This window comes from Phytohabitans flavus (genome assembly GCF_011764545.1).
In the GTDB taxonomy this organism is placed as follows: domain Bacteria; phylum Actinomycetota; class Actinomycetes; order Mycobacteriales; family Micromonosporaceae; genus Phytohabitans; species Phytohabitans flavus.
On record NZ_AP022870.1, the window covers coordinates 9170614 to 9191686 of the forward strand.

Annotated in this window: 20 protein-coding genes and 1 pseudogene; 11 read left to right on the top strand and 10 right to left on the bottom strand. The window is 71.6% G+C overall.

What is annotated here, in order from left to right; translation table 11 throughout:
• Positions 1-56 precede the first annotated feature (56 nt).
• Entirely contained in the window at positions 57-365 is a 309-nt protein-coding gene (locus Pflav_RS44400) for a helix-turn-helix domain-containing protein (protein ID WP_197938868.1), read from the top strand.
• On the top strand, positions 350-601 hold the full coding sequence (locus tag Pflav_RS44405; protein WP_332107894.1) for an SbtR family transcriptional regulator: 252 nt from the start codon (positions 350-352) through the stop codon (positions 599-601). Before Pflav_RS44400 ends, Pflav_RS44405 begins: the two co-directional genes overlap by 16 nt.
• On the opposite strand, the gene Pflav_RS40850 is transcribed toward Pflav_RS44405, so the two are convergent.
• The 8 genes and pseudogenes from Pflav_RS40850 to Pflav_RS40885 form a co-directional block, all read right to left on the bottom strand.
• Positions 586-1392, bottom strand: a complete 807-nt coding sequence (locus Pflav_RS40850) for an IclR family transcriptional regulator domain-containing protein (protein WP_173041851.1) — start codon at positions 1390-1392, stop codon at positions 586-588. The genes Pflav_RS44405 and Pflav_RS40850 overlap by 16 nt on opposite strands.
• The gene (pcaC, locus tag Pflav_RS40855; RefSeq protein ID WP_232072499.1) at positions 1389-1778 is read right to left on the bottom strand and encodes a 4-carboxymuconolactone decarboxylase; all 390 of its coding nucleotides are present in this window, start codon (positions 1776-1778) and stop codon (positions 1389-1391) included. The genes Pflav_RS40850 and pcaC overlap by 4 nt, the downstream gene beginning before the upstream one ends.
• Entirely contained in the window at positions 1771-2538 is a 768-nt protein-coding gene (gene pcaD / locus Pflav_RS40860) for a 3-oxoadipate enol-lactonase (RefSeq protein WP_173041853.1), read from the bottom strand. Before pcaD ends, pcaC begins: the two co-directional genes overlap by 8 nt.
• Complete coding sequence (gene pcaB, locus Pflav_RS40865) at positions 2535-3836, bottom strand: 3-carboxy-cis,cis-muconate cycloisomerase (RefSeq protein ID WP_173041854.1); 1302 nt, start codon at positions 3834-3836, stop codon at positions 2535-2537. The genes pcaD and pcaB overlap by 4 nt, the downstream gene beginning before the upstream one ends.
• Positions 3811-4359 (bottom strand): protocatechuate 3,4-dioxygenase subunit alpha, encoded by a 549-nt coding sequence (pcaG, locus tag Pflav_RS40870; protein ID WP_173041855.1) that lies wholly within the window; start codon positions 4357-4359, stop codon positions 3811-3813. Before pcaG ends, pcaB begins: the two co-directional genes overlap by 26 nt.
• A complete protein-coding gene (pcaH, locus tag Pflav_RS40875; protein WP_173041856.1) occupies positions 4356-5075 on the bottom strand; it encodes a protocatechuate 3,4-dioxygenase subunit beta in 720 nt (239 codons plus the stop codon). Before pcaH ends, pcaG begins: the two co-directional genes overlap by 4 nt.
• A 66-nt stretch (positions 5076-5141) precedes the next feature.
• Positions 5142-5932: pseudogene (locus tag Pflav_RS49210) on the bottom strand (CoA-transferase subunit beta).
• A complete protein-coding gene (locus tag Pflav_RS40885; RefSeq protein WP_173041857.1) occupies positions 5890-6708 on the bottom strand; it encodes a CoA transferase subunit A in 819 nt (272 codons plus the stop codon). The pseudogene Pflav_RS49210 and the gene Pflav_RS40885 overlap by 43 nt, the downstream one beginning before the upstream one ends.
• 186 nt (positions 6709-6894) lie before the next feature.
• On the opposite strand from Pflav_RS40885, the gene Pflav_RS40890 reads away from it, so the two are divergent.
• The 8 genes from Pflav_RS40890 to Pflav_RS46920 all read left to right on the top strand — a co-directional run bounded on the left by Pflav_RS40890 (position 6895) and on the right by Pflav_RS46920 (position 15792).
• Positions 6895-7857, top strand: coding sequence for an ABC transporter substrate-binding protein (locus Pflav_RS40890; protein WP_173041858.1), 963 nt, complete (start codon positions 6895-6897; stop codon positions 7855-7857).
• Positions 7854-8636, top strand: a complete 783-nt coding sequence (locus Pflav_RS40895; protein WP_232072503.1) for an ABC transporter permease — start codon at positions 7854-7856, stop codon at positions 8634-8636. Before Pflav_RS40890 ends, Pflav_RS40895 begins: the two co-directional genes overlap by 4 nt.
• A complete protein-coding gene (locus tag Pflav_RS40900; protein WP_173041859.1) occupies positions 8633-9412 on the top strand; it encodes an ABC transporter permease in 780 nt (259 codons plus the stop codon). The genes Pflav_RS40895 and Pflav_RS40900 overlap by 4 nt, the downstream gene beginning before the upstream one ends.
• 18 nt (positions 9413-9430) lie before the next feature.
• A complete protein-coding gene (locus Pflav_RS40905; protein ID WP_197938870.1) occupies positions 9431-10279 on the top strand; it encodes an ABC transporter ATP-binding protein in 849 nt (282 codons plus the stop codon).
• 10 nt (positions 10280-10289) lie between these two features.
• Positions 10290-11483, top strand: coding sequence for a 3-oxoadipyl-CoA thiolase (gene pcaF / locus Pflav_RS40910; RefSeq protein WP_173041860.1), 1194 nt, complete (start codon positions 10290-10292; stop codon positions 11481-11483).
• A gap of 85 nt (positions 11484-11568) precedes the next feature.
• Entirely contained in the window at positions 11569-13728 is a 2160-nt protein-coding gene (locus tag Pflav_RS40915; protein ID WP_232072809.1) for a putative bifunctional diguanylate cyclase/phosphodiesterase, read from the top strand.
• 154 nt (positions 13729-13882) lie between these two features.
• Positions 13883-14611: a serine/threonine-protein kinase gene (locus tag Pflav_RS46915; RefSeq protein WP_232072504.1), complete on the top strand. Its 729-nt coding sequence runs from the start codon at positions 13883-13885 to the stop codon at positions 14609-14611.
• Positions 14572-15792 carry a serine/threonine-protein kinase gene (locus Pflav_RS46920; protein ID WP_232072506.1) on the top strand — a complete coding sequence of 407 codons (1221 nt, stop codon included), beginning with the start codon at positions 14572-14574 and terminating at the stop codon, positions 15790-15792. The genes Pflav_RS46915 and Pflav_RS46920 overlap by 40 nt, the downstream gene beginning before the upstream one ends.
• A gap of 818 nt (positions 15793-16610) precedes the next feature.
• Here the strand turns inward: Pflav_RS46920 and Pflav_RS40925 are convergent.
• Together Pflav_RS40925 and Pflav_RS40930 are read right to left on the bottom strand one after the other, a co-directional pair.
• A complete protein-coding gene (locus tag Pflav_RS40925) occupies positions 16611-17543 on the bottom strand; it encodes a hypothetical protein (protein ID WP_173041862.1) in 933 nt (310 codons plus the stop codon).
• 57 nt (positions 17544-17600) lie between these two features.
• Positions 17601-20012, bottom strand: a complete 2412-nt coding sequence (locus tag Pflav_RS40930; RefSeq protein ID WP_173041863.1) for a GcvT family protein — start codon at positions 20010-20012, stop codon at positions 17601-17603.
• A 119-nt stretch (positions 20013-20131) separates the two neighbouring features.
• Here Pflav_RS40930 and Pflav_RS40935 point away from each other — a divergent pair, with 119 nt between their 5' ends.
• A complete protein-coding gene (locus Pflav_RS40935; RefSeq protein WP_173041864.1) occupies positions 20132-21070 on the top strand; it encodes a choline/ethanolamine kinase family protein in 939 nt (312 codons plus the stop codon).
• Positions 21071-21073: the final 3 nt, after the last annotated feature.

A 21073-nucleotide genomic window follows, 5' to 3' on the forward strand; every position in this document is an offset into this window, starting at 1 on the left:
GCCTCGACTTAGCAAGAGGGATGTGACATGGCCACGACTGGCGTGCCCCGCGGCGCATGCGCGCGGACGCCCGGCGCAACTACGAGCGGCTGCTCGCCGAGGCGGACGCGGTCTTTCGCGAGCACGGCACCGAGGCGTCGCTGGAGGAGATCGCGCGCCGGGCCGGTGTGGCGATCGGCACGCTGTACGCGCACTTCCCGACCCGGCACGCCCTGCTGGAGTCGCTGATGCGGGACCGAAACGACGCGGTCGTCGCCCAGGGGAGGAGCTGCTGGGTAGTGAGTCGGCCGGCGCGGCGCTGGAGGCCTGGGCGCGGATCGCGGCCGCGCACACCGCCGCCTACCGGGGGCTGGCCGCCTCGCTGATCAGCTGCTTCGACGACCCCGCGTCCCCGCTGTACGGCGCCTGCCACCTGATGACCGAGATGGGTGAGCGGCTCGTCGAGCGGGCGCGCGAGGCCGGGGGCATCCGGCCGGACGCCAATGCGTCCGACCTGTTCGCGCTGATATCGGCAGCGGCCTGGCTGCGGGAGCAGGTGTCCGAAGAGCAGGCTGAGCGGCTGCTCAGCATCATGCTGGACGGGCTTCAGCCCACGCGGTGATGCGTGCGGCGTGGGTTGGCGATCCGCAGGTCGGCGTCGATCGTCGCGACCGTGGCCAGCAGCTGGGGCAGCAGGTCGCGGCGGATCGACTCGACCGAGTTGCGGCTGGCGTGTACCGAGATGTTGGCCGCGCCGATCACCGCCCCGCTGCGATCGCGGATCGGCGCCGCCACCGAGCGCAGGCCCTCCTCCAGCTCCTGGTCGACGATCGCGTACCCCTGGGCGCGCACCTTGCGCAGCTCGGTGCGGAGTGCCGCGTGCGTGGTGAGCGTGCGCGGGGTCAGGCGGGTCAGCTTCACCCGATCGAGGTACGCCGCCAGCTCGTCGTCGGGTAGCCCGGCCAGCAGCACACGTCCCATGGACGTGGCGTACGCGGGGAAACGGGTGCCCACGTTGATCGCGACGGTCATGATCCGGGAGGTGGGGACGCGGGCCACGTACACCACGTCGTCGCCGTCGAGCACGCACACCGACGACGACTCGTGCACCTCGGCCACCAGCCGCTCCAGGTGGGGCTCGGCCACCTCGGGCAGCGAGAGGCTGGACAGGAAGGCGTAGCCCAGCTCCAGCACCCGCGGCGTGAGGCTGAACATGCGCTCGTCGGTGCGCACGTACCCCAGGTCGACGAGCGTCAGCAGGAAGCGGCGGGCGGCGGCGCGGGTGAGGTCGCAGATGCGGGCCACCTCGCTGAGCGTCAGCTCAGGGTGGTCGGCGTCGAACGCGCGGATGACGGCCAGCCCACGCTCCAGCGACTGTACGAAATGGGCCTCCCGCCCCACATCGTCACTCATCCGTCCCCCTCGTCAAGCGGGTCGAGCGAGTCGAGCACCCGCTGCGCCACCGCCAGCGCGCTGTTCGCCGCCGGCACACCAGCGTAGACGGCTGTGTGCAGCAGCACCTCGCCGATCTCGGCCGGGCTGAGGCCGTTTCGGCGGGCCGCGCGCACGTGCATCGCCAGCTCGTCCTCGCACCGCAGAGCCGCCAGCACGGCGAGCGTCACGCAGCTGCGGGTGCGGCGGTCGAGGCCGTCGCGGCCCCAGACCGAGCCCCAGGCGTACCGGGTGATGAACTCCTGGAACGGCGCGGTCAGTGGCGTCGTGTTGGCGATCGCCCGGTCGACGTGCGCGTCGCCGAGCACCTCCCGGCGGACCGTCATGCCCCGGTCGAAGTCACTCACGCGTTCCTCCAAGATGGTCGACGATAAGCGCGGTAACCACGTCGACCTGCTCCACATTGGCCAGATGGGCGGCGTCGCGCACCAGCGCGAGCCGCGCGCCGGGTACCGCCGCCGCGATGTCCGCGCCGTGCGAGGGGAGGATCGCCGGGTCGTCCGCGCCGTGCAGGACAAGCGTGGGCGCGCCGATCCGGGGTAGCGCGCTGGTGAGGTCGAGCGTCTCGATGGCCCCGCAGCAGGACGCGTATCCCTCGGTGGGCGTGGCGGCGAGCATCGCGCGCAGGCGGGCGACCAGGCCGGGCTGGCGGGACGCGTACTCCGGCGTGAGCCACCGGCTCACCACCAGGTCGGCGATCGCGCCAGTGCCCTCCGCCCGCACCGTGGCCGCGCGGTGCGCCCACGACTCGGGCGCGTCCGGCCGGGCCGAGGTGCAGCACAGTACGAGCCGGTCGATCCGCTCCGGAGCGTGCGCGGCGAGCCACATGCCGACCATGCCGCCCAGGGAAAGGCCGCAGAAATGGGCCCGCGCCACGCCGAGCCCGTCGAGCAGCGCGAGCACGTCGCTGCCCAGATCCCCGATTGTGTACGGCCCCGGGGGCACCGCCGAGCGGCCGTGCCCGCGGGTGTCGAAGCGGACCACGCGGTACCGCTCGGCCAGCGCGGGCAGCTGCGGCTCCCACATGTCCACGGTGGTGCCGAGCGAGTTCGCCAGTACCAGCACCGGCGCATCGGGCGGACCGTCCACGATGGAGTACAGCGTCATGCCTGCTCCCCGTGCCGCTTGAGTGCCCGGTCAGTCAGCGCGGGCGCGGCGCCGACATAGGACGCCGGGTCGAGGAGCGAGGCGAGCTGGTCCGGGTCGAGGTGCCCGGCGAGTGCCTCGGCGAGCGGCCGGCCGCTGGCGACCGCCTCGCGGACCAGGTCGTGCGCCTCGCTGGCACCGACCTTCGGCGCGAGCGCGGCGCTGACCCGCTCGGCCAGCAGTGCCCCGCCGGTGAGGTCGAGGTTGGCCCGCATCCGGGCGGTGTCCGCCCGCAGGTACGGCAGGCACCGCGCCAGCCACTGCGCCGCCGAGCCGGTCGCCCGCAGCAGCGCGGTGAACGGCGCCCACTCCGCGTGCCAGGCGCCGGCCGCCCGCTGGTGCTCGTGTCCCATGGACCCCAGCAGCGTGGCGACGAGGCCGGGCGCCCGGGCCGCGCCGGCGCGGGCCGAGATCGCGGCGACCGGGTTTCGCTTGTGCGGCATGCTCGACGAGCCGCCCGGCTGCCCTTCGGCGAGCTCACCCACCTCGGTCTGGGCGTAGAGCACGACGTCGCCGGCCACCTTACCGATGACGCCGCAGGCCGTGCCGAGCGCGCCGGCGAGGTCCGCGATCCGGGTGCGGTCGGTGTGCCACGGCAGGGCGGGCGCGGGCAGGCCCAGCTCCGCCGCGAACCTGTCCACGATGGACGGTGAGTCGAACGCGGCGAGCGTGCCGGCCGCGCCGCCGAGCTGGACCGCCAGGCCGGTGGCCCGTACGGCGGCGAGGCGGTCGGCCGCGCTGTCCAGCGCGGTCAGCCACCCGGCGGCGACAAGCCCGAACGTCGTTGGCAGCGCCTGCTGTAGCAGCGTGCGCGCGGCGACCGGCGTGTCCCGGTGCGCCTCGGCGAGGTGAGCCGCGGCAGCCGACGCCACGGCCATGTCCGCCAGGATCAGGCCGAGCGCCTCCCGTGCGATGAGCATCGCGGCCGAGTCGAGGATGTCCTGGCTTGTCGCGCCGCGGTGCACGTGTTGGGAAGCGGCGGGAGAGACGGCGGCACGGAGCGCGCGGACCAGCGGTACCACCGGATTGCCGGACTCCGCCGCGGCCGAACCGAGCGCGGCGATATCCAAGCGATTGGCCGCGGCCCTGATCTCTTCCGCCACCTCCGGTGGCGTGCCGCCGGCGCGGGCGAGCGCCGCCTCGACGTCGAGCATCGCCCGCAGCCAGGCCGCATCACCCGTCGCCGCGCGTATTGGACCGGCGGCGAGCACGCCGTCGAAGAGGCCAAGCGGCTCAGACGGCGAAGAAGACGGTCTCATCGTCGCCCTGCAAGCGGATGTCGAACCGGTAGCCGGTCTCGTCAGGTACCGCCAGCAGCGTCGCGCGCCGGTTCTCGGGCACGCCGGTCAGGATCGCGTCGGTCGCGTTCGCCGCTTCCTCGTCGGCGAAGTACACCCGCGTCACGACCCGGTGCAGCAGCCCGCGCGCGAAGACCGACACGTCGATGTGCGGAGCCTGCGGTGCCCCGTCCGGACCGGGCACCGCGCCGGGCTTGAGCGTGCGGATCCAGTACCGTCCACTGTCGTCGGTGGGGCAGCGGCCGAAGCCGCGGAAGCCGGAGACCGCGCCGCGCGGGTCGTCCGGGTGGTCGAAGCGGCCAGCGGGATCGGCCTGCCAGGTCTCGACGAGCGCGTCGGGAATCGGGTCGCCGGCGCCGTCAGTCACCACGCCGTGCAGCCGGAACGCGCCCGGGACGCCCTCGGTGACCACGTCCGGCCCGTCCGGCCAGGGCAGGCCGATCGACAGGTACGGCCCGACAGTCTGCGACGGGGTGTACGTCACGACTCCTCCATCGGGGTCGCCTCGCGTCCACGTAGGACGATGTCGAACTCGAAGCCCAGCGCCCACTCCTCGACCGTGGCGGAGAGGTCGAAGCGGGACACCATGCGGTGCCGGGCCGCCTCGGGCACGGAGTTGTAGATCGGGTCGTAGGGGAAGAGCGGGTCGTCCGGGAAGTACATCTGCGTGACGAGCCGCTGGGTGAACGCCCGACCGAAGAGCGAGAGGTGGATGTGCGCCGGCCGCCACGCGTTGTGGTGGTTGCGCCACGGGTACGCGCCCGGCTTGATCGTGACGAACCTGTACCGCCCCAGCGAGTCGGTCAGCACCCGCCCCACGCCCGTGAAGTGCGGATCGAGCGGGCTGTCGTGCTGGTCCCACTTGTGCAGGTAGCGCCCGCCCGCGTTGGCCTGCCACACCTCGACGAGCGTGTCCGGCACCGGGCGGCCGTCGCTGTCCCGGACCTGCCCGTGTACGACGATCCGCTGCCCCTGCGCCTCTCCGCCGGCATGCCGGGTGAGGTCGGAGTCGGCCGCGGTGACCCGCCCCTCGCCGAGCAGCGGCCCGGTCACCTCGGTCAGCGTGTGTGGCAGCAGCAGCGGGGCCTGGCTCGGCGCGCGCAGCATGGTCGACTTGTAGTCGGGCGAGCGCAGGGGCGGGTGGGCGTCGGCGTCGTCCCGGCGGTACCCGGGCACCACCAGCCGGTCGGCGGTCGTCATGATCGCTCCCTCCTCACCTGTCAAATCCTGCCGTTCCAGCCCTGCCGTCCCAGCAGGCGGAACCTGTCAATCCTGCCGTTCGAGCAGGCGGAGCGTGGACAGCTCGGTCGGGCTGGGGACGGGCGTGACGCTCAGCTCCGGCGCGACGGCCAGCGGCCAGCCGGTGGCCGCCACCGCGCTCGCCGGCTCGACGCCTGGGTGCACCCGGGTGAGCGTCAGCTCGGCGGTCTCCGGGTCGGGCTCCAGCACACCGAGGTCGGTGATGACCAGGACCGGCCCACGGCCGGTGAGGCCCAGCTTGGCGCGGTCGCCCGGTCCGTGGCCGAAGCCGACCGAGGTGACGAAGTCGACCCGCTCCACGAACGTACGCGGGCTGTGCTTGACGATCACGATGACCTCGCGGCAGGACGCCGCGATCTCCGGGGCGCCGCCCGCGCCGGGCAGCCGTACCCCGGGTCCCGGTAGTCGTCGCCGATCACCGTCGTGTTGATGTTGCCGTAGCGGTCGATCTGCGCCGCGCCGAGGAAGCCGACGTCGACCCGGCCGGGCTGGAGCCAGTAGTTGAAGATCTCCGGCACCGGGACGACCGCGTCGGCGGTCTCGGCCAGCACACCGTCGCCGATGGAGAGCGGCAGCCGGTCCGGCTTCGCGCCGATCGTGCCGGACTCGTAGATGAGCACGAGGTCGGGCGCGTGGGTACGGCGGGCCAGGTTGGCGGCGGTGCTCGGGCGGCCGATGCCCACGAAGCACCGGTCGCCGTCGCGCAGCGCCCGGGCGGCGGCGACCGTCATCATCTCGTCGGCGGTCCAGGTCCTCATGTCGCCGGTACCCGATTCAGCACGTGCTCTTCCAACCATGCGGCGAACGCCTCCCGGTCCCGGCTGATCGCGTCCCAGGCCTGGTAGTAGTCGTTGTCCCGCTCGCTGTAGCCCATCGCGTACGACGGGTGGGCGCCGCCGGGCACCTCGGCCACGTACGTGACCGCCCAGCTCGGCAGGACCACCGCGCCGGGCCGTGGATCGAGCTCGTCGACGATCTCCTCCACCGTCACCAGCGACCGGCGCGCGGCGAGCACGACCTCCTTCTGTACCCCGGTGATGCCCCACATCTGCACGTTGCCCGCGCGGTCCGCGCGCTGGGCGTGCACGATGCCGACGTCCGGGTTGAGGGCCGGCACCGCGGTCAGCACCTCGCCGGTGAACGGGCAGGTGATCTGCTTGATGGTCGCGGTGTGCGCGGGCAGGTCGGTGCCGGCGTACCCGCGCAACACCGCGAACGGCAGCCCGGAAGCGCCGGCCACGTACCGATTGGCCATGCCCGCGTGGCTGTGCTCCTCGATCTCCAGGGGAGCGGGCCAGCGGCGCTGCACCGCGTCGCGAAAGCGGTGCAGCGAGCCGACGCCGGGGTTGCCGGCCCAGGAGAAGACCAGCTTGCGCGCACAGCCGGCGCCGATCATCTGGTCGTAGACGATGTCCGGCGTCATCCGGATCAGGGTGAGGTCGCGGCGTCCCTGCCGGATGATCTCGTGGCCGGCGGCGACCGGGATCAGGTGCGTGAAACCCTCCAGGGCCACGGACCCCCCGTCGCGTACCAACTCGGCGATCGCTTCGGGCAGCGTGGCTATGACCCCCATACGACCTTCCTTGGTTCTGTGCGGTGCAAGAACTTTAGTTCGCAATCCGCACGCTACGGCCGTCCAGGGGCAGTGTCAACGCACCAACCCCGTTGCCCAACCGAGACATTGACGTGAGTACCGTCACGTCGTACGTTCACGATAAGAACCCTCGTTCGTATGTCGCACGAATCTCACGGAGGTCCCATGCGCCGGTCCTTCGCACTTCTCTCCGTGGCTGCCGCGCTGGTCGGCGCCACGGCATGCGGGTCGTCCGACTCCCCGTCGACGCCCGCCGACGAAGGCTCCACCAAGGTCACCGTTGGCGTCATCCCGATCGTCGACGTAGCGCCGATCTATCTCGGCAAGGAGAAGGGCTTCTTCGCCAGCCGCGGCATCGACCTCGTCATGGAGAGCGGCCAGGGCGGCGCCGCCATCGTGCCCGGGGTGCTGAGCGGCCAGTTCCAGTTCGGCTTCAGCAACGTGACGTCGCTGATGATCGCCCAGACCAAGGGCGTGCCGATCAAGGTCGTGGCCAACGGGGTGGCCTCGACCGGCGAGGAGGGCGCCGACTTCGGCGGCGTCGCGGTGCGGGCGGACAGCCCGATCCAGTCCGCCAAGGACCTCGCCGGCAAGAAGGTCGCTGTCAACACCCTCCAGAACATCGGCGACACCACCGTCCGCGAGTCCGTGCGCAAGGCAGGCGGCGACCCCAGCACGATCAGCTTCGTCGAGATCGGCTTCCCGCAGATGCCGGCCGCGCTGGCCGGCGGCCAGGTCGACGCGGCGTGGGTCGTCGAGCCATCCCTTTCGGTCGTCAAGTCGCAGGGCGGCCGGGTCGTCGCGTGGAACTACGTGGATGCCGCACCCGATCTCACCGTCGCCACCTACTTCGCCTCGACCAAGCTCATGCAGGAGAACGCCGACCTGGTGCGCCGCTTCACCGAGGCGATGAACGAGTCGCTGACGTACGCCGCCGCGCATGGCGACGAGGTGCGGCAAGTGCTGGGCACGTACACCCAGATCGACCAGAAGACCCGCGACGCGATGACGCTGCCGCAGTGGCCGACCGAGATCAACAAGGCGTCGATCGAGACGCTGGCGACGCTGGGCAAGAACGACGGCGTCTTCGGCGACAAGACGCCCGACCTCACCGCGCTGCTGCCGTGACCGGAGTACGGGCGATGCCGGCGATCCTGGGACTCTCCGGGCTCGCCGGCCTTCTCCTGCTCGTGGAGGTGCTGCCGTACACCGGGGTGGTGTCGGCGGACTTCCTCCCGCCCACCCACCGGATCGCCGCCGCCCTGGTCGACGAGGTAGCCGAGGGCGCGTTCTGGAGCGCCCTGTGGGACACGCTGGTCGCCTGGGCGGTCGGGCTCGCCATCGCGGTGGCCGCCGGCATCGCGGCGGGCATCGTGATCGGCGCGGTACCGCTGCTGCGCGCGCTCACCGCGTCGACGATCGAGTTTCTGCGGCCGATCCCGTCGGTCGCAATGATCCCGCTCGCCGTCCTGCTCTACGGCACGGAGATCCAGTCCACCCTCATGCTCGTCGTGTACGCCTCGTTCTGGCAGGTGCTGATCCAGGTGCTGTACGGCGTGCAGGACGTCGACCCGGTCGCCGAGGAGACCGCGCGCAGCTACGGGCTCGGGGCCTGGGCCCGCGTGCGGTACGTGCTGTGGCCCACCGCCCTGCCGTACGTGATGACCGGCGTCCGCCTCGCCGCCGCGGTGGCCCTCGTGCTGGCGATCACCGCCGAGCTTGTCATCGGGGCGCCCGGCCTCGGCAGCCGCATCGCGGTGGCGCAGTCATCCAACGCGGTGCCGAACATGTACGCGCTCATCGCCGTCACCGGCCTGCTCGGCGTCGGCATCAACCTCGCCGCCCGCGGCGTCGAGCGGCTCCTGCTCTCCTGGCACCAGTCCGTACGCGGGGAGGTGCTTGTATGACCAACCTCCTCACGCGGATCGGGCTGGCGCTCGCACTGCCGGTGGTGCTCTTCGCCGCGTGGTGGTTCGGCACTGAGGGCAGCGACAACTTCTACGTGCCGCCGCTCCGCGAGATCCTGCGCACCTTTCCCGAGGTGTGGACCGGGGAGCGGATTCGCGCCGACGTGCTGCCCAGCCTGATCCGCCTCGCCGCCGGGTACACGGTCGCGGTGTTTGCCGGTGTCTGCCTCGGCGTCCTGGTCGGCAGCCGCCGGCGAGTGCGGGCCGTACTGGAGCCGGTGCTGGAGTTCTTCCGGGCCATCCCGCCGCCGGTGCTGGTACCGGTCATCATGCTCTTCGCCGGCATCGGCGACACGATGAAGGTCGTCGTCATCGCGGCCGGCTGCGTGTGGCCGATCCTGCTCAACACGGTCGAGGGCGTGCGGGCCGTCGACGGCGTGCTGGCGGACACGTGTAGGTCGTACGGCATCACCGGCCCGGCCCGCCTCCGCCACCTCGTGCTCCGCTCGGCCAGCCCGCAGATCGCGGCCGGCATGCGGCAGGCGCTGTCGATCGGCATCATCCTGATGGTCATCAGCGAGATGTTCGCGGCCAGCAACGGACTCGGCTTCACCATCGTGCAGTTCCAACGCAGCTTCGCCATCCCGGACATGTGGAGCGGAATCCTGCTGCTCGGCCTGCTCGGCCTCGCCCTGTCCGTCCTCTTTCGACTCGCGGAGAGCCGGGCCCTGGCCTGGTACCACGGCCAGCGCCGCGCCCAGCGTGGCCTGCGGTAGGCGGAGAAAGGAAACCCGATGTTGCTCGACGTCCGCGGCCTCAAGAAGGTGTACGAAGGCCGCCAGCGCCCGGTCGAGGCGATCCGCGACCTGACGTTCGGCCTCGACGCGGGCGACCTCGTGTGCCTGGTCGGCCCGTCCGGCTGCGGCAAGACCACGCTGCTCAAGTGCATGGCCGGGCTGCTCGCCCCGACCGAGGGCGAGGTGCGGCTGCGGGACAAGCGGATCACCGGGCCGCCGCCGGGCATGGCCGTGGTCTTCCAGGAGTACGGCCGCAGCCTCTTCCCGTGGATGAGCGTGCGGGACAACGTGGAGCTCCCGCTGCGCAACAAGGGCATCGCCCGCAGGCAACGGCAGGACCTCGTGGCCCAGGCCCTCGCCGTGGTGGGTCTGGCCGACGCGCACCACGCGTACCCGTGGCAGCTCTCCGGGGGCATGCAGCAGCGGGTGGCGATCGCGCGCGCGGTCGCGTACCAGCCGGATGTGCTCCTGATGGACGAGCCGTTCGCGGCCGTCGACGCACAGACCCGCGCGGACCTCGAAGATCTGATCCGCGATCTGTGGCGAAAGCTGGGCGTCACCATCCTGTTCGTCACGCACGACATCGACGAAGCGGTCTACCTCGGGCAGCGGGTGATCATCCTCTCCTCCTCGCCCACGGTGGTGCGCGAGGTGCTCGGCGTAGACCTGCCCGAACGGCGTGACCAGCTGACTACGCGGTCAGACAGCCGCTTCACGGAGCTGCGCGCGCACGTGTACGCGCAGATCCAAGCCGCCAAACGAGAATCCATGGAGATCTTGGCGACTTTCGGTCGTGCTGGCAGCGGAAAGTCGTCAAGATCGCAAAGCGAAGCGAAGAGTGTGTGAGGAGTAAGGCGTGGAGGCGTTCATCGTCGATGGTGTCCGTACACCGTTCGGCAGGTACGGAGGTGCGTTGTCGGCCGTGCGGCCAGACGACTTGGCGGCGCACGTCGTACGGGCACTGGCGGCCAAGCTGCCATCCGTGGACTGGGCGGCGGTGGACGACGTCGTGCTCGGCTGCGCCAACCAGGCCGGCGAGGACAACCGCAACGTAGCGCGGATGGCCCTGCTGCTCGGTGGGCTGCCGGAGCACGTGTCGGGTACCACCGTCAACCGGCTCTGCGGGTCCGGCCTCGACGCGGTCGCCACCGCCGCTCGGGCGATCCGCGCTGGCGAGGCGCACCTTGTGGTCGCCGGGGGCGTGGAGAGCATGAGCCGGGCGCCGTTCGTGATGCCGAAGGCGGCGAGCGCGTTCTCCCGTACCGCGGAGATCTTCGACACGACGATCGGCTGGCGCTTCGTCAACAAGCTGATGCGCGACGGCTGGGGTATCGACTCCATGCCGGAGACCGCCGAGAACGTGGCCGCCGACTTCGGCGTCAGCCGCGAGGCGCAGGACGAGTTCGCGCTGCGGTCGCAGGAGCGGGCGGCGAAGTCGCGGGACCGCCTGGCGCTGGAGATCGCGCCGATCGAGGTGCCGGCGGGGCGCGGGGCCACGAAAACGGTCGATGCCGACGAGCCGCCGCGGGATACGTCGCTGGAGAAGCTCGCCGCGCTGCCGACGCCGTTCCGGGCCGGAGGCACCGTGACCGCGGGCAACTCCTCACCGGTCAACGACGGGGCGGCGGCGCTGCTGGTGGCGAGCGAGGAGGCGGTCGCGCGGTACGGCCTGACGCCGCTCGCCCGGGTGGTCGGCGGCGCGGCGGCCGGCGTGGCTCCGAGGATCATGGGCATCGGGCCGGTACCGGCCACCCGCAAGCTGCTCGGCCGGCTCGACCTCGAACTGGCGGACGTCGACGTGGTGGAGCTGAACGAGGCGTTCGCCGCGCAGGCGGTGGCCGTCCTGCGCGAGCTGGGACTGCCCGTGGACGCCGAGCACGTCAACCCGAACGGCGGGGCGATCGCCCTCGGTCACCCACTCGGTGCGAGCGGTGCGCGGCTTGCCTTGACCGCGGCGGTGGAGTTGGGACAACGCGGGGCGCGGCGGGCACTGTGCACCATGTGCATCGGTGTTGGCCAGGGGATCTCTCTGCTGCTAGAGATGCCCTAGCGGTAGGGTGATCGCGAACCGCCGGGGAGATGGGACGAGCAGCCCGAGCGGTACCTCCGGTTGCCGGAGGGACGCGCCGCCGAGGCTGCGGGAGGCGACGATCGACAATTTCAGCGGGGAGGGAGCGGAGCGGTACGCGCGGAATTGGGCGCGTGCCGGGACGTCGCTCGGCTTCGTACCCATGAGCCAGGCGGAAATCGAGCGCATGCTGCACGACCACACCGTGCTGCTGGCCGAGACGCTTGTGTCCGAACCCTTCACCTCAGCGCCCGCGCACGCGGTGGGACGCGCGCTCGTCGACGCCCACCTCACCGCGCCGGAGTTCCTCGACCGGACGCTGCTCACGTTCGGCCGGCTGTTCCTGGAGCTGGTCGTACCCGAAGTGACGGCCGAGCGCGAGGCGGCGCGGAAGTACGCCGACCGGGCCATCGCCATGCAGGCCGCCCTGGCCGCCGGCTACGCGCGGGCACTGCGCGACCGGACGTTCACCCAGCAGGAACGCATCAGCCGCGCGGTGTGGTCCGCGCGCAACCAGGCCGAGCAGGACCTGCGGGACAGCGAGGCCCGCTTCCGGGCGGTCTTCGCCGGCGCCGGGATCGGCATCGGCATGGCCGACATGGACGGGCGGATCATCGACGTCAACCAGGCCTTCGCCGACATGCTCGGGTACAGCGTCGAGGAGCTGCGCGAGATCAACGTCGCGACGCTCTTCTACCCGGAGGACGCGCCGGGCATGTGGGACACGTACAAGGAGATGATCGAGGGCAAGCGCGACGGCACGCGGGTGGAGAAGCGCTACTACCGCAAGGACCGCTCGATCCTCTGGACCGACCTCTCCGTCTCGCTCATCCGTGACGAGGACGGCCAGCCGCGCTTCACGGTGGCGATGGTCGAGGACATCACCGACCGGTACGAGCTACAGGAGCGGCTGCGCTTCCAGGCGCTGCACGATCCGCTCACCGGGCTGCCCAACCGCACGCTCTTCTTCGAACGGCTGGCCGCGGTCTTCGACGGCGTCGCGTCCCGGGTCGGGGTGTGCTTCCTCGACCTCGACGGCTTCAAGGCGGTCAACGACAGCCTCGGCCACTACGTGGGCGACGAGCTGCTTGTAGTCGTGGCACGGCGGCTGGCCGCCTCGGTCTCCGCGCGCGGGCACCTGGTGGCGCGGATGGGCGGCGACGAGTTCGTGATCCTTGTCGAGGATTCGACCGGCACCGACGCGGCCATCGAGGTGGCCGATGCGGCGTTGCGGGCGGTGGCCGAGCCCGTGAAGATCGAGTCGCATCAGCCGCTTTCGGTGACGGCCAGCATCGGCATCGTCGAGCGGGAGGTCGAGGGCACCAGCCCCACCGAGGTGATGAAGGCCGCGGACACCACCCTCTACTGGGCGAAGGCCGACGGGCGCGGCCAGTGGGCGCTCTTCGACCCGGTGCGGGGCGCGCACCAGCTGGCCCGCGCGGCGCTCGCGGCCGCGCTGCCCGGCGCGCTCGACCGGGGTGAGTTCACATTGGAGTACCAGCCGATCGTCGGCTTGGAGAGCAGGCGGCTGCGCGCGGTCGAGGCGCTGGTGCGGTGGCGCCACCCGGAGCTGGGCATGGTGCCGCCGGACCGGTTCATCGGGCTGGCCGAGGAGACCGGCATGATCGTCCGACTTGGACGGTGGGTGCTGGAGCAGGCGTGTATACAGGGCGCGGAGTGGCACCGCGAGTTTCCGGACGCCAGCCTGGTGGTGAGCGTCAACCTCGCGGTACGCCAAGCGAACGCGCCCGGCATCGTCGAGGAGGTGGCCAGCGTGCTGGAGCGCACCGGGCTCCCGGCCGGCCAACTCCAGCTGGAGCTCACCGAGAGCGCGGTCATGCCCACCGCCGGCGAGCCGGTGCGCTCGCTGCGTGGCCTGGCCGCCACCGGCGTACGTATCGCGATCGACGACTTCGGCACCGGGTACTCCAACCTGGCGTACCTGCGGCGGCTGCCGATCCACTCGCTCAAGCTGGCCGGGCCGTTCATCGAAGAGCTGCGCTCGGGCGACCTCGGAGACTCGGCGAGCAAGGCCGACGAGCGGATCGTGGACGCGCTTGTACGGCTGGCGCACGCGCTGGGCTTGACCGTGACGGCGGAGGCGGTGGAGACGGCTCAGCAGGCGGAGCTGCTGCGTGCGCTGGACTGCGACACTGGCCAGGGGCTGCTCTTCGGCGGTGCGACGTCGGCCGACGACATCACGGCGCGATTGCGGTCAACCCGCTGAACGGGCACACCTTTCTGTCCGGGGCTGTCGCGATCGGCGGTCGAATGGGATGCTGTCGCGCGTGTGCGGTCTCGTGGAGGTCGGGGCCGTGACTGGGGGATGCGGCCTGGCCGGTGGCGCCGGCGGGTCAGCGATACGCGGGGAGACCGAGGACGTGAGCGGGGATCAGGGGTCGCGCGCTGCGCCGTTGCGCAAGGGTGACCCGCGAAAGCTGGGGCGATACGAGCTGATTGGCCGGCTTGGCGAGGGCGGGATGGGTGTCGTCTACCTCGCCCGCGGCGCGGACAGTCGGCAGGTCGCGATCAAGATGATCCGGGCCGACCTGGCGGTGGACGAGGAGTTCCGCCGCCGCTTCCGAAGCGAGGTCAACCGGGCGCGGCAGGTGCCACCCTTCTGCACGGCCGAGGTGCTCGACGCCGATCCTGAGCACGAGCACCCGTACCTCGTGGTCGAGTATGTCGACGGGCCCAGCCTCTCCGCCGTGGTCACCGAGCGCGGCCCGCTCAGCCCGGCCAACCTGCACGCGCTCGCGATCGGCATGGCCACCGCGCTCACCGCGATCCACGGCGCGGGCGTGATCCATCGCGACCTCAAGCCCAGCAACGTGCTCCTGCCGCCGGGCAGCCCGAAGGTCATCGACTTCGGCATCGCGCGGGCGGTGGAGGCGACGAGCCACCACACGGCGACGAACCAGTGGCTGGGCACGGTGGCGTACATGGCGCCGGAGCGCTTCGGCAGCGACGCGAGCACGGTCATCACGCCCGCGGCGGACATCTTCGCGTGGGGTGCGGTGCTGGCGTTCGCGGGCACCGGCCGTACCCCTTCGCGGCCGATTCGCCGCCGGTGGTCGCCGCCCGCATCCTCACCCAGCCGCCCGACCTGACCGGCCTGGTCCCGCCGCTGCGCGAGCTTGTCGAGCGGACGCTCGCCAAGGACCCGACCGCTCGTCCCACGTCGCGGGCGTTGCTCGACCTGCTGCTGGCCGCCGGCCCGGACCGGCCGCCCGCGGTGGCCGCCGCGCTGGCCCGGCAGCCGGGCCTGCTTGTCGCCGCCGAGGAGGCGCAGGCGGCGACGGACCAGCACCCGGGGCACGCGGTGACCGCGGCCGCCGTGCCGCCGGAGCTGGAGACTGTCGCGGCGGGCCCGACCGAGCTGGTGACCGCGCCGGCCGTCGCCCCGCAGCCGTTGTCCGCGCCCACCCAGCAGGTGGCGCCGCCGCCTCCGGCCGTGCCGTTGCCCGCGCATGTCCCGCCGCCGCCCATCCTGCCGCCGCTCGCCGCCTCGGTGCCGGCGCCGGTCCCGCCTACGGTCAGCAGCCGGAGTGGCAGCCGGTGGGGACGCTTCGCGAACGTGGCGATGGCCCTGGCGGTGCTCGTCACCTCGCTGACCGTGGCCGGCATATCGACCGGGGTACTCCCGTTCGGCGGCGACGGCACCCCGTCCGGCGCGGCGCCGTCGGCCACCGCCGGCTCGCCGACCGCGCCCACGTCCTCCACGTCACCCCGGGCCAGCGAGCTCGTCGCCCAGGACCCGCTGACCGAGCCGCGGTTGTGGCAGCTCCGCGATGACCCGACTCAGCTCACCACCTGCACCTTCGAGGGCGCACTTGTGATCACCCGCGACAAGCAGGGGCCGTACCGGTGCCCAGGCCCGATGGACCAACTCGCCGACTTCTCCATGGCGGTGGACGTGCGGCTCCGGTCCGAGGGCGCCTGCGCCGCGATGTGGTTCCGCTTCGTGGCGGCAGCCGGCTACATCGTGCGCATCTGCCCGGAGGCCTTCTACGTGGGCACCCACGGCGTCGGCGACGGCACGACCGTGCGGGTGCTGCGCACGCTGGGCTTCGAGACGCCGATCCCGCTGGACACCCCGACCCGCGTCAGCGTCTCGATGCAGGGCAGCACAATCGCGCTGGAGCGGGACGGCCAGCCGGTCGGCACCGTACAGGACACGACGTTCAGCGAGGGCCGCGTGGTGCTCGGCATCTACCCGGAGACCCCGGAGCACCAGCCGCCCTTCACGGTCGCCTTCAACAACGTCGAGGTCCGCTCCTTCGAACGCTAGAGATATTCCCCGGTCCGCGTCAGTTGTAGACCGTATGCTCCCGCGGGCACCGCGGAGATCGGCGGCTCGCTGGCGCTCGCCGAGATCCCCGACCTCCGCTGCCAGGTCCGCGGTCCAAGCGCCCCCCGGGGTTCCTGTTTCCGCGAGCTGTCGAGCTGGGCGCGTGGCCGCGCCCAGCAGCACGACCACGACCCTGGCTTCGGACGGGGACCCTGCCGCTAGGTCCTGGGCGCACCAATGCGCCCAGCTCGACAGCCCCCGAACCGCGCGGATGGCGGCGGGCTGCCCCCGGCCGACGGCCGCCCGGTGCGAGCTTTCGGGACCGGGCCCGGGGCCGCGTTGACGGGATCGAGCATCGACGCTATCCGGCAGATCGTGGTATCTAGCTGCGGTTATAGCGACAGCTAAATACCACGATCGTTGGCGTGCTCCGACTGGCATGCGGACAAACCGGCTAAAGCGCCCAACCCAAGGTGTCGCTGTGGCCAAGCCCGCGAGATCTAGGCGACTTCCTGTCGTCCTGACGGCAGAAAGTCGACTAGATCCAGAGTTTCCGTCGGGAGTGCGCAGACTCGGCGCCGGAAACCATCCCGGGGAAGCTATGGTCGCGACAGATTTCCCCAAAGCCCGAAGGACCCGACCCAACCCGGCACTCCGCGCAGCCTCGCAGAATGCCCAAGTCATCGCCTTGACCAAACTAGGCTGAGTGCCATTGGGTCTGGACCACCGCGGACGTCGCGGTAGCTCACATCTTTCATTTGGCAATGAATCCGCAGCCACCATTGTGGACGGAGCCATTACCCCGACGCCAAAGGTCTCTAGTTGTAGAACATTGTGGGGAACCAGCCGAAGCCGAAGAGTGCGGGCACTCGGACGTCCCAGTAGATGACTGTGAAGACGCCGAGCGCCAGCAGCAGGGCGCCGGATACGGCGGCGGCGCGTCGTGGTGTGGCGGACAGCCAGGTCAGGAAGCGGCCGCCGGTGAGGGCCACGAGCAGCGCGAAGAGCACGGTGACGATGACGATATTGCCCAGCGACTGAAGGACGAACGCGCCTGCGCCGTAGAGCGGGTTTCCGGTGTCGGCGGCCCAATGGAAGAGCTTGTTGAACAAGGGGTACGGGCGGCCGATGAGGAAGCCACCGATGAGGGCGCCCAGCGTGACCACGCGCGCGACGGGGCGGCCGGCGAAGATGTCCGGCAGCGTGCCGAGGGCGGCCAGGCCCAGGTAGATCAGCGCGAGCCCGATGATCCCGAAGACCACCGAGGTCTGGATGAGGCGGACCGGCATGTCGCCCACCCGGGCGGTGGAAAGCTGCGGCAGGCGGTCGCCGAGCAGGACGCCGACGAAGCCGTACACCGCAGAGACACTGACCATGCCGGCGGTGAGGTAGGCGACGGGGCGCAGGATCGCGCGCAGCGCACCCGCCGAGCCGGCGCGGCTGGCTTGGCTCATCGGCCCGATCGAGGCGGCCATCGCGATGTTGCACGCGGTGAACGTGCCGGCGAGACCGGACACGAACGCGAAGAGCAGGCCGGCGGCGGTGCCGGCGATCGCGGTCTCCTTGGCATCATGGCCGAGGAGCGTGTTGGCGACGTTGTCCCCGATCGTCGAGTCGACGAACTCGTACGACCACAGGACGGCGAGGGCGAGGCCGGCGAGGACGCTCAGCACGATGATGCGACCGGTGCGCGGCGGGCGCCCACTCCCGGTCTCCGTTGAGGGCGTGCGAACTGCTGACGTGGCGGTCATGGGGACACTAAACGAAAACCCACTACGCCCCGCACCTTCCAGATTGCGGAATCTCGCTCAGGCGCCGCGCACCCGGGCGTTGGTGGGGTCGTAGAGGGGTTCGTCGCGGACCTCGGCGCTCTGCCACGAGCCGAAGACGCCGACCTCGACCTTCGTGCCCACCTCCACAGTGGACGGCAGGTACGCGTACGCGATGGAGGCGCCGACCCGGTAGCCGTAGCCGCCGGAGGTGACGCGGCCGCGGGGACGGCCGTCGACCCGGACCGGTTCGGTGCCGAGGCAGACCGTGCGCGGGTCGTCGAGCACGAGGCAGCGCAGCCGGCGCTTCGGCCCACCCGCCTCGCGTGCGGCCAGCAGCGCGTCGCGGCCGAGAAAGTCGGTCTCGGTCCGTACCGCGAACGACAGTCCGGCCTCGTCGGGTGTGGTCTCCGGGGTGATGTCGGAGCCCCAGACCCGGTACCCCTTCTCCAGCCGCATCGCGTCGATCGCCCGATAGCCGGCCGGGGCCAAGCCGGACGGGGCGCCGGTCGACAGCAGCAGGTCCCACAGCGTCAGCATGTACTCGGTGGGCGCGTACAGCTCCCAGCCGTACTCGCCCACGAACGTGACCCGCTGGGCGAGCACCGGCACCGGGCCCACGGTGAGCTGCCGCGCCCGCATGAAGCGGAAGTCGAGCGCCTCGTCGACAAGCGGCTGGAGGATGTCCCGGGCAGCGGGGCCCCACAGGCACAGGCAGCCGTACGCGCCGGTGACATCCTCGACGCTCGCGCCCTCGGGCGCGTGGCGGCGCAGCCAGGCCAGGTCGCGCACGCCCGAGGCGGTACTCGTCACCACCCTGAAGTGCGTCTCGCCCAGCCGGGTGACGGTGAGGTCGGCCTCGATGCCGGCACGCGGGTTGAGCAGCTGGGTGTACACCACCGTCCCCACCGGACGGTCCACATCGGCCGCGCACATCCGCTGGAGGAACGACACCGGCCCGCGCACGTCCAGCTTCGCGAAGGACGACTGGTCGAAGAGGCCCGCCGCGTCCGCCGTCGCCCGGCACTCCGCCTCGATGGCCGGCGACCACACGTGTCCTGCCCAGCCGGCCGGGCGGGGCGCCGACGGTACGAAGCCGGGCGGCGGCCCGAACCAGTTGACCCGTTCCCAGCCGGCCTTCTCGCCGAGCGCCGCACCGAGCGGCTCGAGCCGAGGCCAGGTCGCCGAACGGCGCAATGGGCGGCCGGCGGACCATTCGGTGTACGGGTACACGACGTCGTAGTACCGCGAGTACGCGTCGAGAGCCTTGGCGGTGGCCCAGGAGCGGCTCCCCGCGTGCGCGCCGAAGCGCCGGATGTCCATATGGGACACGTCGAATTCCGGCTGGCCGTCCACAATCCACTCCGCCAGCACCTTGCCGACCCCGCCGGCCGCCGCGAGCCCGTGTACGCAGAAGCCGGCCGCCACCCAGAGGCCGCGCACCGACGTCTCGCCGAGCAGGAACTCGCCGTCCGGCGTGAACGCCTCCGGCCCGTGCACCACCCGCTCGATCTCCGCCGCTCTCAGGGCCGGCACCCGGCGGCGGGCGTTCGCCCAGGACTCCTCGAACTTCGGCAGGTCCGGCGGGAAGAGCGTGCGCGCGGTGGCCAGCGGCGCCTCGCCCCCGTCCGGCCAGCACACGTCGGGGGTGCGGATGTACCCGCCGACGAGCAGCCCGCCGCCCTCGCCGCGGAAGTAGACGATGTGGTCCGGGTCGCGCACGGTCGGGATGCCGGGCACGTCCGGCGCGTCCACCGCCGACGACACCACGTACTGGTGCTTGATCGGCACGATCGGGATGGCGACCCCGGCGAGGCGCCCCACGTGGCCCGCCGCCGCGCCGGCCGCATTCACCACGGCCTCGGTGGCGATGCGTCCCTGGTCGGTCAGCACCGCCCGCACCCGGCCCCGCTCGACCTCGACGCCGGTGACCCGCACGCCGGTGTGGAACTCGACGCCGAGCTTGTGCGCGCCCGCCGCGAGCGCCGCGGCGAGCGGCTCGGGGCGCAGGTAGCCGTCGCCGGGCAGCCAGCCCGCCGACCGTACGTCGGAGACGTCCAGCAACGGCAGGAGCGAGCGTGCCTCGGCGGGGGAGAGCAGCTCCATCTCCAGCCCGTACGTGTCGGCGGCGCTGACCTGCCGCAGCAGCTCCTCCTCCCGCTCCGGCGTGGTGGCCAGCCGCAGCCCGCCGACGCCCCGCCAGCCCGGGTCCAGCCCGGTGCTTTCGCGCAGCTCGGCGTAGAGCGACGAGGAATACATGATCATGCGGGTCTGGCTGATGGTGGAGCGGAGCTGGCCGACGAAGCCGGCCGAGTGCCAGGTCGTGCCCTCGGTCAGCTCGTGCTGCTCCAGTACCACCACGTCGGTCCAGCCCAGCCGGGCCAGGTGGTAGGCGATGCTGCACCCGGCCACCCCGCCGCCCACCACGACAACCCGCGCATCAGTACGCACACGCGAGTCCTATCACCTAATTGGTCAGACCAAAAGGTCTGAGCGGCCACTCAAAACTTAGCCTGCCGTGTATTGACGCTGTTCAGCTCACGGACAGAAACTCAGCCATGGGTGCACGGATGGTCCATGTCGAAGACGTGCTGGGGCGTGTCTCGCTGTGGGCTGGCCAGCCGGTCACCCACAGGCCGCTGACGGGCGGCCTTTCGCACCACATATGGCGGGTCGACGTGAGGGGCCGCAGCTACGTACTGCGTGTGCTCGAACCCGCGGTCTCCGCGGCGGGGCTGGGGGTGCCCCCGCCGCTGGAGATCGAAAATACTCGGCGGGCGGCGGAGTCGGGCGTCGGCGCGCGGGTCTACGAGGTATTGCCCGACCTACCCGCTCTGGTGCTGGAGTTCTTACCCGGGCGCACGCTGGACTCGGCGTCGGTCCGAGAGGCGACCACGATTCCGCGGATCGCGACCGCCTGCCGGCGCCTGCACGCCGGGCCCCGCTTCGGCAACGACTTCGACATCATCGGCAAGCTGTACGAGCTGCTGGACGTCTGCCGCTACCACGACCTGCCGTTGCCGGACGGCTACCTGGAACGGCTGTCCACAGTGGAGTACGTTCGCACGGCGCTGGGCGTCCTCCCCATGCGTACCGTGCCCTGCCACAACGACCTACTGGCGGAAAACCTCATCGACGCCCCCGGAGGCATCCGGATCGTCGACTACCAACTGTCCGGCAACAACGACCCGTCGTTCGAGTTGGGTGACATCGCGGCCGAGGCCGACTTCGACCCGGAGCAGGTGGCGGACCTCACCGCCGCCTATTTCGGCGCCGAGACCACGCCCGCCCTGGTCGCCCGGGTACGGCTGAACCTCCTGCTCTCCAACGTCACCTGGACGTTGTGGTTCACCGTGCATCACGGCCTGCTGCGGGATCCCGGGTCGACCTTCGACTACCGGGCCGAGGCGGCCGACAAGTGGGGCCAGGCCTGCCGGGACATGGACGCACCGGACCTGGGCCGGCTCATGCGGGCGGCCGCGGGCCGCACCTCCTCCCTCCATCCGTAGACA

Coding starts and splice junctions, on each gene's coding strand:
- Pflav_RS44400 (WP_197938868.1), top strand. CDS start 57: ATGCGCGCGGACGCCCGGCGCAACTACGAGCGGCTGCTCGCCGAGGCG.
- Pflav_RS40850 (WP_173041851.1), bottom strand. CDS start 1,392: ATGAGTGACGATGTGGGGCGGGAGGCCCATTTCGTACAGTCGCTGGAG.
- pcaD (WP_173041853.1), bottom strand. CDS start 2,538: ATGACGCTGTACTCCATCGTGGACGGTCCGCCCGATGCGCCGGTGCTG.
- pcaB (WP_173041854.1), bottom strand. CDS start 3,836: ATGAGACCGTCTTCTTCGCCGTCTGAGCCGCTTGGCCTCTTCGACGGC.
- pcaH (WP_173041856.1), bottom strand. CDS start 5,075: ATGACGACCGCCGACCGGCTGGTGGTGCCCGGGTACCGCCGGGACGAC.
- Pflav_RS40885 (WP_173041857.1), bottom strand. CDS start 6,708: ATGGGGGTCATAGCCACGCTGCCCGAAGCGATCGCCGAGTTGGTACGC.
- Pflav_RS40890 (WP_173041858.1), top strand. CDS start 6,895: ATGCGCCGGTCCTTCGCACTTCTCTCCGTGGCTGCCGCGCTGGTCGGC.
- Pflav_RS40900 (WP_173041859.1), top strand. CDS start 8,633: ATGACCAACCTCCTCACGCGGATCGGGCTGGCGCTCGCACTGCCGGTG.
- Pflav_RS40905 (WP_197938870.1), top strand. CDS start 9,431: ATGTTGCTCGACGTCCGCGGCCTCAAGAAGGTGTACGAAGGCCGCCAG.
- Pflav_RS40925 (WP_173041862.1), bottom strand. CDS start 17,543: ATGACCGCCACGTCAGCAGTTCGCACGCCCTCAACGGAGACCGGGAGT.
- Pflav_RS40935 (WP_173041864.1), top strand. CDS start 20,132: ATGGTCCATGTCGAAGACGTGCTGGGGCGTGTCTCGCTGTGGGCTGGC.